This is a genomic window from Burkholderia arboris, assembly GCF_038723655.1.
Lineage (GTDB): Bacteria > Pseudomonadota > Gammaproteobacteria > Burkholderiales > Burkholderiaceae > Burkholderia > Burkholderia arboris.
This window is the reverse complement of record NZ_CP109821.1, coordinates 2,206,051-2,218,832: the sequence shown is the minus strand read 5'-3', so window position 1 is coordinate 2,218,832 and position 12,782 is coordinate 2,206,051. Positions and strand designations below refer to the sequence as shown.

Below are 12,782 nucleotides of genomic sequence, written 5' to 3'. Positions count from 1 at the left end.
GCGATGCGGTGCAGCAACGTCGCGCCCGTCAGTATCGCGTCAGCGCGCCGCGGCGGCCGCTCCCTGTTTCGGGCCGAGCGCGCGCAGCGTTTCCTTGATCGTCGACACGCGGATCGCGAGATCGGGCGAGCGCGTTTCGATGCGCAGCTTGTCCTGCCCCGCGAGCTTGATGTGGCGATGCTTCTGCACCATCTCGATGATCCGCATCGGATCGATCGGCGGATTCGGCTCGAACTGCAGCCCGATCGCCACCTCGCTCGCGTCGATCTTCACGATGCCGAGCGGCTTCGCGGCGATCCGCAGCCGGTGCGTCTCGACGAGTGCGTGCGCCTGCGGCGGCAACTTGCCGAAGCGGTCGATCAGTTCTTCCTGGATGCCGTCGATCGCGTCGCCGTGTTCGCAGTTCGCGAGCCGCTTGTACAGCGACAGCCGCTCCTGCACGTCTGCGCAGTAGTCGGCCGGCAGGATCGCCGGCGCGTGCAGGTTGATTTCCGTCGTGGCGGCGAGCGGGGCGGTGAGGTCGGGCTCCTTGCCGTTCTTCAGCGCCTTCACCGCGTCGTTCAGCATGTCCGTGTAGAGCTGGAAGCCGATCTCGTGGATCTCGCCCGACTGCTTGTCGCCGAGCACTTCGCCGGTGCCGCGGATCTCCAGGTCGTGCATCGCGAGATAGAAGCCCGAACCGAGTTCCTCCATCTGCTGGATCGCCTCGAGCCGGCGCTGCGCCTGCTTGGTCAGCGACTGCGGATCGTGGACCAGCAGGTACGCATAGGCCTGGTGGTGCGAGCGGCCGACGCGGCCGCGCAGCTGGTGCAGCTGCGCGAGGCCGAACTTGTCCGAGCGGTGCATGATGATCGTGTTCGCGCTCGGCACGTCGATGCCGGTCTCGATGATGGTCGTGCACAGCAGCACGTTCGCGCGCTGCGCGACGAAATCGCGCATCACGCGTTCGAGTTCGCGCTCGTGCATCTGGCCGTGCGCGATCACGATCCGCGCCTCGGGCACGAGCGCCTCGAGCATCGCCTTGCGGTTCTCGATCGTCTCGACCTCGTTGTGCAGGAAGTACACCTGGCCGCCGCGCTTCAGTTCGCGCAGCATCGCCTCGCGGATCACGCTTTCTTCCTCGCGGCGCACGAAGGTCTTGATCGCGAGCCGCTTCTGCGGCGCGGTCGCGATGACCGAGAAATCGCGCAGCCCTTCGAGCGCCATCCCGAGCGTACGCGGGATCGGCGTCGCGGTGAGCGTCAGCACGTCGACTTCCGCGCGCAGCGCCTTCAGCGCTTCCTTCTGGCGCACGCCGAAGCGGTGTTCCTCGTCGATGATCACGAGGCCGAGGCGCTTGAACTGCACGTCCGACGACAGCAGCTTGTGCGTGCCGATCACGATGTCGACGCTGCCTTCGTTGATCTGCGCGATGGCCGCGTTCACTTCCTTCGCGGTCTTGAAGCGCGACAGCTCGACGATCCGCACCGGCCAGTCGGCGAAGCGGTCGGCGAAGGTCTGCGTGTGCTGTTCGGCGAGCAGCGTGGTCGGCGACAGCAGCGCGACCTGCTTGCCGCCCAGCACCGCGATGAACGCGGCGCGCAGCGCGACCTCGGTCTTGCCGAAGCCGACGTCGCCGCACACGAGGCGATCCATCGGCTTGCCGCTCGTCATGTCGCCGATCACGGCCGCGATCGCGGCGGCCTGGTCGGGCGTCTCCTCGAAGCCGAAGCTTTCCGCGAATTTCACGTAATCGCGCGGGTCGAGCGAGAACGCGTGGCCTTCGCGGGCCGCGCGGCGCGCGTACAGGTTCAGCAGTTCGGCGGCCGTGTCGCGGATCTGCTGCGCGGCCTTGCGCTTCGCGCGCTCCCACTGGCCGGAGCCGAGCGCGTGCAGCGGTGCGCTGTCGGGATCGGCGCCGCTGTAGCGCGAGATCACGTGCAATTGGGCGACGGGCACGTAGAGCTTGCTGTCGCCCGAGTATTCGAGATGCAGGAATTCGGTTTCGCCTTCGCCGAGGTCCATCGACACGAGGCCCATGTAGCGGCCGATGCCGTGCTGCGCATGGACGACCGGGTCGCCGACCTTCAGCTCGGACAGGTCGCGCACCATCGCGTCGACGTTGCTGGCCTGTTCCTGCCGGCGGCGGCCCGCGCGGCGGCCGAGCGCGCCGTACAGCTCGGTTTCGGTGACGATCGCGTAGCCTTCGCCCGGCACCGAGAAACCGCTCGACAGCGGCGCGACGCCGAGCGCGAAGCGTTCGTCGCTCGCGAGCCAGCCCGCGAAGTGGTCGTTCGATGCGGGGCGCAGGTGGTGCTCGGCGAGCAGTTGCAGGATCGTTTCGCGGCGGCCGGCCGATTCGACCGTCAGCAGCACGCGCTTGCCCGACCATTCGACGAAGGTGCGCAGCGACGCGAGCGGGTCGTCCGCATGGCGGTCGACGGTCAGCTCGGGCAGCGCGGTCGCCCAGCCGCCGGGCGGCTGCGCGGGCAGCACGACGCGCGCGAACGGCTTCGCGAACGCGAAGAAATCCTCGTCGGACAGGAACAGCCGCTGCGGCTCGAGGATCGGCCGCTCGCGATCGTGCGCGAGGAACGCGTGGCGCTGCTTCGTATCGGCGGTGAAGCGGCGGATCGACGCTTCGAGATCGCCGGTGAACACGAGGTGCGCGTCCTGCGGCAGGTAGTGGAACAGCGTGGCCGTTTCGTCGAAGAACAGCGGCAGGTAATACTCGATGCCGGCCGACGGCACGCCGTTGCCGATGTCCTTGTAGATCGGCGCGCGGCTCGGGTCACCCTCGAAAGTTTCGCGCCAGCGGCTGCGGAAGGCCGTGCGCGCGGCTTCGTCGAACGGGAACTCGCGGCCGGGCAACAGGCGCACGTCGCGCACCGGGTAGAGGCTGCGCTGCGTGTCGGGGTCGAACGCGCGGATCGAGTCGACCTGGTCGTCGAACAGGTCGATCCGGTACGGCAGCGGCGAGCCCATCGGGTACAGGTCGATCAGCGAGCCGCGGACGCAGTATTCGCCGGGCCGCACGACCTGGCTCACGTGCTCGTAGCCGGCCAGCGTCAGCTGCGCCTTCAGCTTCGCCTCGTCGAGCCGCTCGCCCTGCGCGAACGCGAACGTGTACGCGGCCATGAACGACGCAGGCGGCATCCGGTACAGCGCGGTGGTCGCGGGCACGAGCAGGATGTCGCAGCGGCCTTCGCCGAGGTCGTGCAGCGTGGCAAGCCGCTCGGACACGAGGTCCTGGTGGGGCGAGAACGTGTCGTACGGCAGCGTTTCCCAGTCCGGCAGCAGGCGCACGCGCGCGTCGGGCGAAAAATAGCGGATTTCCTGCGACAGCCGTTGCGCGTCGACCGCGTTCGCGCAGATCACCGCGAGGAGCGGCACGTCCTGGCGATTGTCGGCGAGATAGCGGGCGATGGCGAGCGCGTCGGCGGAGCCGTGCGTGCCGTCGAAGGCGAAGCGCTGGCCGGGTTTGACGCGCGCAACGGGTGAGGCGGACGGGTTGGAGGCGTTATCTGGCATAGGGACGACAGGGGTGGCGTGCACGGGCGCATCGCGGTGCGCCGGTCGAGACGAAAGACCTATTATAAAATCCGCTTCTCGATTTCATCTTTCCGGCGTTTCCCTTCGTGACTCCCCGACTTTTCGCCCTGATTCCCTGTGCCGGCACCGGCAGCCGTTCCGGCTCCGCCGTGCCGAAGCAATACCGCACGCTGGCCGGCCGCGCGCTGCTGCACTACACGCTCGCCGCGTTCGACGCGTGCAGCGAGTTCGCGCAGACGCTCGTCGTGCTCGCGCCCGACGATTCCCATTTCGACGCGCGCCGCTTCGCGGGCCTGCGCTTTGCGGTACGCCGCTGCGGCGGCGGCTCGCGGCAGGCGTCGGTGCTGAACGGGCTGCTCGAGCTGGCCGAATTCGGCGCGACCGACCAGGACTGGGTGCTCGTGCACGACGCGGCGCGCCCCGGCATCACGCCGGAGCTGATCCGCACGCTCGTCGCGACGCTGAAGGACGACCCGGTCGGCGGCATCGTCGCGCTGCCGGTGGCCGATACGCTCAAGCGCGTGCCGGCCGGCGGCGACGCGATCGCGCGCACCGAGTCGCGCGACGCGCTGTGGCAGGCGCAGACGCCGCAGATGTTCCGCATCGGCATGCTGCGCGAGGCGATCCTGCGCGCGCAGCGCGAAGGGCACGACCTGACCGACGAAGCCAGCGCGATCGAATGGGCGGGCCACACGCCGCGCGTCGTGCAGGGCAGCCTGCGCAATTTCAAGGTCACGTACCCGGAAGATTTCGCGCTCGCGGAGGCGATCCTCGCGCGCCCCGCGAACGCTTCCTGACTTTCACCCCCATCTCAATCGGAACACGCATGGATTTCAGAATCGGACAAGGCTACGACGTGCACCAGCTCGTCGAAGGGCGCCCCCTCATCATCGGCGGCGTGACGATTCCGTACGAGCGCGGCCTGCTCGGCCACTCGGATGCGGACGTGCTGCTGCACGCGATCACCGACGCGCTGTTCGGCGCGGCGGCGCTCGGCGACATCGGCCGCCATTTCTCCGACACGGACGCGGCATTCAAGGGCGCGGACAGCCGCGTGCTGCTGCGCGCATGCGCCGAGCGCGTGAAGGCGACCGGTTTCACGATCCAGAACGTGGACAGCACCGTGATCGCCCAGGCGCCGAAGCTCGCGCCGCATATCGACGGGATGCGCGCGAACATCGCGGCCGATCTCGGGCTGCCGCTCGATCGCGTGAACGTGAAGGCGAAGACCAACGAGAAGCTCGGCTATCTCGGCCGCGGCGAAGGCATCGAGGCGCAGGCCGCCGCGCTGCTGGTGAAGCAGGGCGCCTGACGGCCGCGTGCGGCGGCGCGCGGTTCGCGCCGCGCACCGGGCCGCGGAAATGAAAAATGCCACGCATCAGCGTGGCATTTTCGTTTGAAACGGACGCCGCGCGCGGCATCGCTGCCGGTCGGGCGGCGCAACCGCTTATTCGCCTTCGGCGGCGATCACTTGCGCGGCGGCATTGATCACCGACGCGATGCGGCCGACGTCGCGCAGTTGCGTGACGGTCATCCCTTGCTCGTTCTTCAGCAGCGCATAGTGCGACTTCACGCAGAAGTGGCACTTGCCGACGATCGACGCGGCGAGCGCGTACATCTCGAACTTGCGCTTGTCGACGCCACCGTGCGTCGCATACGCGCCCATCCGCAGCTCGGCGCGTTGCGTCTTCAGGTCGGCGTCGTCGGCCATTTCGACATACGGATACCAGGTGTTGTTCATCCCCATCAGCGCGGCCGCCGTCAGCACGGCGTTCGTTTCTTCGGGCGACAGGACGCCGGCTTCGCGGATCGTCTTGATGAGCACCGTGCTCTTCGCGGCGATGGCCGCCGCCAGCGCGACGCCGACCGCGTCGGTGCCTTCGAGCGACGAGCGCGAGATCGTGCCGTCGAGGTTCAGGCGAATGTCCTTCGCGTAGTCGGGGATACGTGCCTTAATCGAGTCGATGAATTCCATTGATATCTCCTATGGGTTGGCCGTTAAAAAAGCCCGCAGGCAGGACGTGCGCCGCGGGCTTCGTGCATCGATGCGCTTACAGCGTTGCGCCGCCGACTGCACGGTTGCACGGGCACAGTTCGTCCGTTTGCAGGCCGTCCAGAATACGCAGGACTTCTTCCGGGCTGCGGCCGACGTTCAGGTTGTTCACCGAAACGTGCTGGATCGTGTTGTCCGGATCGACGATGAACGTTGCACGCAGGGCCACGCCGGCTTCCTTGTCGCGCACGCCGAGCTGGTCGATCAGCTCGCCCTTGACGTCGCCGAACGCGTAGTGGTTCAGCTTGTCGAGGTCCTTGTGCTCACGGCGCCATGCGAGCTTGACGAATTCGTTGTCCGAGCTGCCGCCCAGCAGGATGGCATCGCGCTCTTCGAACTGCTTCGTGAGCTTCGCGAACTCGACGATTTCCGTCGGGCACACGAACGTGAAATCCTTCGGATAGAAGTAGATGATCTTCCACTTGCCCGGGAACGACGCTTCGGTGACGGTCTCGAATGCCGACTGGCCGTTTTCCTCGTGATGGTTGAAGCCCGGCTTCGCGGCTACGACGGTGAAAGCTTCGAGTTTATCGCCCACGGTTTTCATGCGGATACTCCTGTATGAGTTGGGAAGAAGACTGAGTCAAGCTACCTCGGTGCTGCAACGATGATGTGACAGCATGGGCAAAACTATAACACTATTAGTAAAGTACTTCAATAGATTTTGACTAACGATCTTCATAGCTTTTTTCAACCGGATCGATAGTGTGACGTGCCGGATGCGTGCGCGAGCGCGTCACGCGGTCGCACGCGCCTTGCCGGCGCCGGGGAATTCGACCGTGGCTTCGAGGCCCGCTTCGGGGTTGCGGTTGCGCAGGCGCAGCGCGCCGCGATAGCGGCCGACGAGCCGCAGCACGATCGCCATCCCGAGACCGGTGCCGTCCGCCTTGGTGCGCGCGGTGTCGACGCGGTAGAACGGCCGCATCACCAGCGGCAGTTGATCCTCGGGGATGCCGGGGCCTTCGTCGCTCACCGACAGCTCGACGCGCGCATGCGTCACGCGCGTCTCGACCGTGATGCGCGAGATGCCGTCGTGCTTGCTCTGGCCGTACTTGCGCGCATTCTCGACGAGGTTGCCGATCACGCGGCGCATGTCGGTCTCGTCGGCTTCGATGATCGCGCTCGGCGCGAGCCGCGTGCGGATCTCGACGCCGTCCTCGCCCGACACGCGCGCGGCAACTTCCTGCGCGATCGACGACAGGTCGATCGGCTCGGGCTTGCGCTGCGACGGGCGCGCGTAGTCGATGAAGGCCGCGATGATGCGGTCCATCTGCTCGATGTCGTCGACCATTGCGTCCTTGGTCGCCTGGTCGGACGGGCTCATCTCGGTTTCGAGCCGCAGCCGCGCGAGCGGCGTGCGCAGGTCGTGCGAAATGCCCGCGAGCATCAGCGCGCGATCGGCCTCGAGCTGTTCGAGATCGCGCACCATCTGGTTGAAGCTGCGGTTGGTCTCGGCCGCGACGCCCATGCCGCGCTCGGGCAGCAGCTCGGGTGTCTGGCCCGAGCCGATCTGCCGCGCGGCGAGCGCGAGCCGCGAGAACGGCCGGTTCACGAGGCTCGTGATGAACGCGGAGCCGAACAGCGACAGCGCGAGTGCGAACAGCCCCCAGCCGGCCCACTGCAGGCCCGTGACGTTGTCGAGCTGGTCGCGGTCGAGCGCGACCCAGTAATCGTCGTCGTCAATCTTGAAGCTGATCCACACGCCGGGAATGTCGTTGACCGACTGCGCGATCACGGTGTCGTCGCCGAGGCGGCTGCGGATGTCGTGTTCGATCAGGCGGTTCAGCGATTCGTCGGGCTGCAGCTTGAACTTGTCGGTTTTCTCGCGCGGGTACACGCGCACGCCCTCGTTGCTCTCGAGATCCTGCAGCAGCGCGCGCCGCAGATCGGGATCGGAATAGAGCAGGGCGGTGCGCGTGAGCTTCACGACCGCGACGAGCTGCAGCGCGACGCGCTGCGCACGCGGCTCGCGCTCGATTACGCGAAAGCTCTGGAACCACGCGGCGAGACTGACCGAGATCAGCAGCGCGATCAGCAGGAAGGTGCGCCAGAACAGCCCGCCGAACGCGAGCTGCAGGAGGCGCCGGTCGATACGCATGGGACGGGCCGTGGGCGGGCGAAACCGGGAAGGAAAAAGGTCAGGCGGCGCCGTCGGGGATGAACACGTAGCCGAGGCCCCAGACGGTCTGGATGAAGCGCGGGCTGCCCGGATCCGGTTCGATCAGCTTGCGCAGGCGCGAGATCTGTACGTCGAGGCTGCGGTCGAACACTTCGTATTCACGGCCGCGTGCGAGCTCCATCAGCTTTTCACGCGACAGCGGCTGGCGCGGATGGCGTGCGAACACCTTCAGCACCGAGAATTCGCCGGTCGTCAGCGGAATTTCCTGGCCCGACTTCGTCAGCGTGCGCGTGGCGAGGTTCAGCGAGAATTCGCCGAACTCGAACACCTCGGTGGTTTCCGACGGTGCGCCCGGCAGTTCGGCCGGCGCCTGGCGGCGCAGCACCGCATGAATGCGCGCGACGAGTTCGCGCGGGTTGAACGGCTTCGGCAGGTAGTCGTCGGCGCCCATTTCGAGGCCGACGATGCGATCGACGTCCTCGCCCTTCGCGGTGAGCATGATGATCGGCGTGCGGTCGTTGCTGCCGCGCAGGCGGCGGCAGATCGACAGGCCGTCTTCGCCAGGCAGCATCAGGTCGAGCACGAGCAGGTCGAAACGCTCGCGTACCCAGAGCTTGTTCATCGCGGTCGCGTTTTCCGCGACGTATACGTTGAAACCCTGCTCGCCGAGATAGCGGCGCAGCAGATCGCGCAGGCGAGGGTCGTCGTCGACGACGAGAATCTTGGAGGGGTTTTTCGTTTCCATGATCGGCATCTTATCGCGAATGGGAATTGACGCACGGCCACGTATTTTCGTGCGTTACAGTCGGTTACAAAATTTACCCGTAGTGTCGCGCCGAGTAAAGGCAGGCTATAGAGATTCCTTTACTCGAAGCCGAAATTCGGTAGATACTCCCCTGCACTCCATCATTCATCTTTGTACACCCGATTTCCGCAGGGTTTTTCAAGTACCAGAGGTAGCCGGTTGCCGCGTGACGAAGGGAACAAATCGACCAAAGAAGCGAGGACGGTCATGCGATCTGCCCGGATTGCACTGATGCTGACGATCGCGCTTGCCGGTCCGTATGCGTCGAACTTCGCGTATGCGCAGCGCCCCGAGCAGGGCGCACCGTCGCGCAAGCTGTCGCGCGGCAAGGCGCCGCAGTCCGACCGTACCGCCGAGATGACGGTTCGTTCCGCCGTGCCTCCCGATCTCGATCAGCACCGCCGCGACGGGCACATGACGCCCGAGGAGCGGCACCTGCTGCGCCAGCACATCGAAGACGCCGTTCGCGAGCTGTACAAGCGCTGACATGCGCGGTCTTTCCCCCTGCGCGGCCATCCCGCGCGGAAAGAATTCGTAGCACTTTTTCCGTCAACTTTCGCCTGCCGAATGCCGTTGTACTGGCATCCGCACCGCCGGTGCGTTCCGGGAGTCCATGACGATGAAAGCGAACGCTGCCACACCGGCGCCGTCGCCTGCCATGCAGTCGCCGCTCGATGCCGACGACGCACTGTTTTTCCTGAGCCGCACCGGTTTCTCCCCCGCGCCCGCCGACGTCGCGCGCATCGTCGGCATGACACGCGCGCAGGCCGTGGCCGACACCCTCGGCAGCGTGCGGCACGAACCCGTCACGACCTGGCCCGACTGGATCGCCGAGCTGCCGCCGACGCGCGCGCAGCGCCAGGCGCTGACACCCGACATGCGGCGCGACGAGCAGCGCGAGCGCAACGTCCGCTACGATGCGTTGCGCGCGGCCTGGGTCAACGAGATGGTCGTCACGCCGTCGCCGCTGACCGAGCGCATGACGCTGTTCTGGCACGGGCACTTCACGTCGGGGCAGGACAAGGTGCCTTACCCGCAGACGATGGCCGCGCAGAACGCGCTGTTTCGCCGCGAGGCGCTCGGCAACTTCGGCACGCTGCTGCACGCGGTCGCGAAGGATCCGGCGATGCTGCAGTATCTCGACGGCGCGAGCAATCGCAAGGGGCGTCCGAACGAGAATTTCGCGCGCGAGGTGATGGAGCTGTTCACGCTCGGCGAAGGGCATTACACGCAGTACGACGTGACCGAAGCCGCGCGCGCGATGACGGGCTGGACGATCGATCCCGACACGCTGCGCTTCGAGGCGCGGCCCGAGTGGCACGATGCCGGCGACAAGACGATCCTCGGCGAAACGGGGCCGTTCGACGGCGACGGCTTTCTCGACGTTCTGCTGAAGCGGCCGGGCACTGCACGCTTCATCGCCGGCAAGCTGTGGCGCGAGTTCGTGTCCGATACGCCCGATCCCGGCGCGCTCGATGCGGTGGCCGAACGGTTTCGCGCGAGCGGCTACGATATTCGCGCGGCGCTCGCCGCGCTGTGGTCGACCGACGCGTTCTGGGATCCGCGCAACCGCGGCGTGCTCGTCAAGTCGCCGGCGGAATTCGTCGTCGGGTCGGTGCGGCTGTTCGACGTGGCGTACGGCGATCCGCAGATGCTCGCGAACACCGTGCGCACGCTCGGGCAGAACCTGTTCTATCCGCCGAACGTGAAGGGCTGGCCGGGCGGTGCGCTGTGGATCAACAGCACCACGCTGCTGTCGCGCAAGCAGTTCGTCGAGCAGTTGTTCCGTGCGACGGAGACGGCCGGTATGCACCCGCCGGCGCACCCGATGGCGCCGCCGCCGAATGCGCGTGCGCACGCGATGCCGGTGGCCGACACGGCGTCCGCGGCCGGCATGCGCGGCACGCCCGCGAAACCGGCGCGCGGCGGCCTGCGTTTCGACCTCGAACGCTGGCTGGCACAGTATCGTGCGCGGCCGCAGGCGATCGCGGGATTGTCGACCGAGCTTCAGCTGCAGCACGCGGTGCTGCAGCTGTCGCCGGTCGCGGCGATCGACACGGATTCGACCGGCAGCGCGTACCTCGAGGCGCTGCTGATGGATCCGGCCTATCAACTGAAATGATTCGAACGACGACGAAGCGGGGCGCCGCCGCGGCCAAGGTGCCGGACGGCGAACCAAAGGATGCGCGATGAACCGACGTGATTTTCTGACGCTGACGGGCGCTGCGGCCGCGGCCGGCGTGTCGATGTGGCAAGCGCCCGCGATGGCGGCTGCCGCGACGCAGGCGGGGCGGCAGCCGGCGGCCGGGTATGCGAACGTGCTGATCCTCGTCGAGCTGAAGGGCGGCAACGACGGCCTCAACACGGTGGTGCCGTACGCGGACCCGCTGTACTACACGTTCCGGCGCAGCATCGGCATCAAGCGCGAGCAGGTGCTGCAGCTCGATGCGCACACGGGGCTGCACCCGTCGCTTGCGCCGCTGATGCCGCTGTGGCGCGACGGTCAGGTCGCGGTCGTGCAGGGCGTCGGCTATCCGCAGCCGAACCTGTCGCATTTCCGCTCGATCGAGATCTGGGACACCGCATCGCGCTCGGACCAGTACCTGCATGAAGGCTGGCTCACGCGCACGTTTGCGCAGGCGCCCGTGCCGCCCGGTTTCGCGGCGGACGGCGTCGTGCTCGGCAGCGCCGAAATGGGGCCGCTGTCGAACGGCGCGCGTGCGATCGCGCTCGTCAATCCCGCGCAGTTCATCCGGGCGGCCCGGCTCGCCGAGCCGTCGTCGCTGCGCGAGCAGAACCCGGCGCTCGCGCACATCATCGACGTCGAGAACGACATCGTGAAGGCGGCCGACCGGCTGCGCCCGCGTGGCGGGATGCGTGAATTCAGGACGGCCTTTCCGGCCGGCGCGTTCGGCACATCGGTGAAAACCGCGATGCAGGTGCTGGCCGCGTGCGAGGCGTCCGGGCCCGGCGCGCAGGATGGCGTCGCGGTGCTGCGCCTGACGCTCAACGGCTTCGACACGCACCAGAACCAGCCGGGGCAGCAGGCTGCGCTGCTCAAGCAGTTCGCGGAAGGGATGAGTGCGATGCGCGGCGCGTTGATCGAACTCGGGCGCTGGAACCAGACGCTCGTGATGACGTATGCGGAATTCGGGCGGCGCGTGCGCGAGAACCAGAGCAACGGCACCGATCACGGCACGGCCGCGCCGCATTTCGTGATGGGCGGCCGCGTGGCCGGCGGGCTGTACGGTGCGCCGCCGGCGCTCGGCCGGCTCGACGGCAACGGCAACCTGCCGGTCTCGGTGGATTTCCGCCAGCTCTACGCGACCGTGCTCGGGCCGTGGTGGGGGCTCGACGCGACGCGCGTGCTGCAGCAGCGCTTCGACACGCTGCCGCTGTTGAAGGCGTGACGCGTGGGGGTCAGCGGCGGCGCGACGCGCGCCACGCGATCCACAGCTTGCGGATCGGCGTCAGCGCGATGCGCTGGTGCAGCACCTGGTGGCCGTCGCGCTCGATTTCGTCGAGCAGCGCGCTGGCCAGTGCGAGCTGCGCGCGCAGCGTGCGCTGCGTGCGGCGTTCGGTCGCGGGGATCGCCGCTTCGGCGGCCGCGAGTGCTTCGCGCGCGCGGGCCGTCTGGAATTGCAGCAATTCGGTGAAGGCCGGGCTGTAGCGGCCATTCAGCAGGTCGGACGCGGTCACGTTGTAGCGTTGCAGTTCGTCGATCGGCAAATAGATGCGGCCGTGGCGCGCGTCGTTGCCGAGTTCCTGCACGAACTGCGCGAGCATTAGCGCGCGGCCGGCATCCGCGGCCCACGGTTGCGGGTCGGCCGGGTTCGTGGAACTGGCGCGCGCAACCAGCGACGCGAACGTGCCGCCGACCTGCGCGATATAGCGCTGCAGGTTCGCGAAATCGAGGTAGCGCGCCTGTTCGAGGTCCATCCCGTAGCCGTTGACGAGTGTGCGCAACGCATCGGCCTCGGCGGCGATCGCCGGATGATGTTGCGCGAGCGCCTTCGTGACGGGGTGCGACGGCTGGCCGTCGGCGAGCGCTGCGAGTTCCTTGTGCCACCACGCGAGCTTCGTGTGCCCGACGGTCGGGTCGCTGGTTTCCTTGACGGTTTCCTCGAGTTCGCGGCGCAGCGCGAACAGCGCGGTGAGGCGCGGCTGCGTGGCGAGTGGCGCCTGGCGTAGCGCGTAGTAGGCGCTGGAGCCTGCGGGGGCAGCCTTTTGCTGACAGTAGTCGTCGAAGTTCACGGGCGGAATCGGGTGGGGGC

General features: G+C 67.5%; 11 protein-coding genes. 5 read left to right on the top strand and 6 right to left on the bottom strand.

Annotation, left to right across the window (positions count from 1 at the left end; genetic code table 11):
* Nucleotides 1-39 precede the first annotated feature (39 nt).
* A complete protein-coding gene (mfd, locus tag OHZ10_RS10395; RefSeq protein WP_342702349.1) occupies nt 40-3,510 on the bottom strand; it encodes a transcription-repair coupling factor in 3,471 nt (1,156 codons plus the stop codon).
* 107 nt (nt 3,511-3,617) lie between these two features.
* Between mfd and ispD the strand changes: the two genes are divergently transcribed.
* Nucleotides 3,618-4,328: a 2-C-methyl-D-erythritol 4-phosphate cytidylyltransferase gene (ispD, locus tag OHZ10_RS10390; RefSeq protein ID WP_059233911.1), complete on the top strand. Its 711-nt coding sequence runs from the start codon at nt 3,618-3,620 to the stop codon at nt 4,326-4,328.
* 29 nt (nt 4,329-4,357) lie between these two features.
* Complete coding sequence (gene ispF, locus OHZ10_RS10385; protein ID WP_059233912.1) at nt 4,358-4,843, top strand: 2-C-methyl-D-erythritol 2,4-cyclodiphosphate synthase; 486 nt, start codon at nt 4,358-4,360, stop codon at nt 4,841-4,843.
* A gap of 135 nt (nt 4,844-4,978) precedes the next feature.
* Here the strand turns inward: ispF and OHZ10_RS10380 are convergent, their stop codons facing one another.
* From OHZ10_RS10380 to ompR, 4 genes are all read right to left on the bottom strand, one after another.
* Nucleotides 4,979-5,506 (bottom strand): carboxymuconolactone decarboxylase family protein, encoded by a 528-nt coding sequence (locus tag OHZ10_RS10380; RefSeq protein WP_011352388.1) that lies wholly within the window; start codon nt 5,504-5,506, stop codon nt 4,979-4,981.
* Nucleotides 5,507-5,582: 76 nt separating this feature from the next.
* A complete protein-coding gene (locus OHZ10_RS10375; protein WP_011352387.1) occupies nt 5,583-6,131 on the bottom strand; it encodes a peroxiredoxin in 549 nt (182 codons plus the stop codon).
* A 189-nt stretch (nt 6,132-6,320) separates the two neighbouring features.
* Nucleotides 6,321-7,682, bottom strand: a complete 1,362-nt coding sequence (locus OHZ10_RS10370) for an ATP-binding protein (protein WP_059233913.1) — start codon at nt 7,680-7,682, stop codon at nt 6,321-6,323.
* Nucleotides 7,683-7,722: 40 nt separating this feature from the next.
* Complete coding sequence (ompR, locus tag OHZ10_RS10365) at nt 7,723-8,457, bottom strand: two-component system response regulator OmpR (protein ID WP_006478565.1); 735 nt, start codon at nt 8,455-8,457, stop codon at nt 7,723-7,725.
* Nucleotides 8,458-8,715: 258 nt separating this feature from the next.
* On the opposite strand from ompR, the gene OHZ10_RS10360 reads away from it, so the two are divergent.
* The 3 genes from OHZ10_RS10360 (at nt 8,716) to OHZ10_RS10350 (ending at nt 11,918) form a co-directional block, all read left to right on the top strand.
* Nucleotides 8,716-8,994, top strand: a complete 279-nt coding sequence (locus OHZ10_RS10360) for a hypothetical protein (RefSeq protein WP_342702342.1) — start codon at nt 8,716-8,718, stop codon at nt 8,992-8,994.
* A 133-nt stretch (nt 8,995-9,127) separates the two neighbouring features.
* Nucleotides 9,128-10,630 (top strand): DUF1800 domain-containing protein, encoded by a 1,503-nt coding sequence (locus OHZ10_RS10355; protein WP_342702340.1) that lies wholly within the window; start codon nt 9,128-9,130, stop codon nt 10,628-10,630.
* 67 nt (nt 10,631-10,697) lie between these two features.
* Nucleotides 10,698-11,918 (top strand): DUF1501 domain-containing protein, encoded by a 1,221-nt coding sequence (locus OHZ10_RS10350; RefSeq protein WP_059233915.1) that lies wholly within the window; start codon nt 10,698-10,700, stop codon nt 11,916-11,918.
* 10 nt (nt 11,919-11,928) lie between these two features.
* Here OHZ10_RS10350 and hpnD read toward each other — a convergent pair whose 3' ends face one another.
* On the bottom strand, nt 11,929-12,762 hold the full coding sequence (hpnD, locus tag OHZ10_RS10345) for a presqualene diphosphate synthase HpnD (RefSeq protein WP_342702338.1): 834 nt from the start codon (nt 12,760-12,762) through the stop codon (nt 11,929-11,931).
* Nucleotides 12,763-12,782: the final 20 nt, after the last annotated feature.

Bases quoted from the DNA above. Each gene is read 5' to 3' on its own strand.
- OHZ10_RS10360 (WP_342702342.1), top strand. From the start codon at position 8,716: ATGCGATCTGCCCGGATTGCACTGATGCTGACGATCGCGCTTGCCGGT.
- ompR (WP_006478565.1), bottom strand. From the start codon at position 8,457: ATGCCGATCATGGAAACGAAAAACCCCTCCAAGATTCTCGTCGTCGAC.
- mfd (WP_342702349.1), bottom strand. From the start codon at position 3,510: ATGCCAGATAACGCCTCCAACCCGTCCGCCTCACCCGTTGCGCGCGTC.
- OHZ10_RS10380 (WP_011352388.1), bottom strand. From the start codon at position 5,506: ATGGAATTCATCGACTCGATTAAGGCACGTATCCCCGACTACGCGAAG.
- OHZ10_RS10350 (WP_059233915.1), top strand. From the start codon at position 10,698: ATGAACCGACGTGATTTTCTGACGCTGACGGGCGCTGCGGCCGCGGCC.
- ispF (WP_059233912.1), top strand. From the start codon at position 4,358: ATGGATTTCAGAATCGGACAAGGCTACGACGTGCACCAGCTCGTCGAA.
- OHZ10_RS10355 (WP_342702340.1), top strand. From the start codon at position 9,128: ATGAAAGCGAACGCTGCCACACCGGCGCCGTCGCCTGCCATGCAGTCG.
- OHZ10_RS10370 (WP_059233913.1), bottom strand. From the start codon at position 7,682: ATGCGTATCGACCGGCGCCTCCTGCAGCTCGCGTTCGGCGGGCTGTTC.
- OHZ10_RS10375 (WP_011352387.1), bottom strand. From the start codon at position 6,131: ATGAAAACCGTGGGCGATAAACTCGAAGCTTTCACCGTCGTAGCCGCG.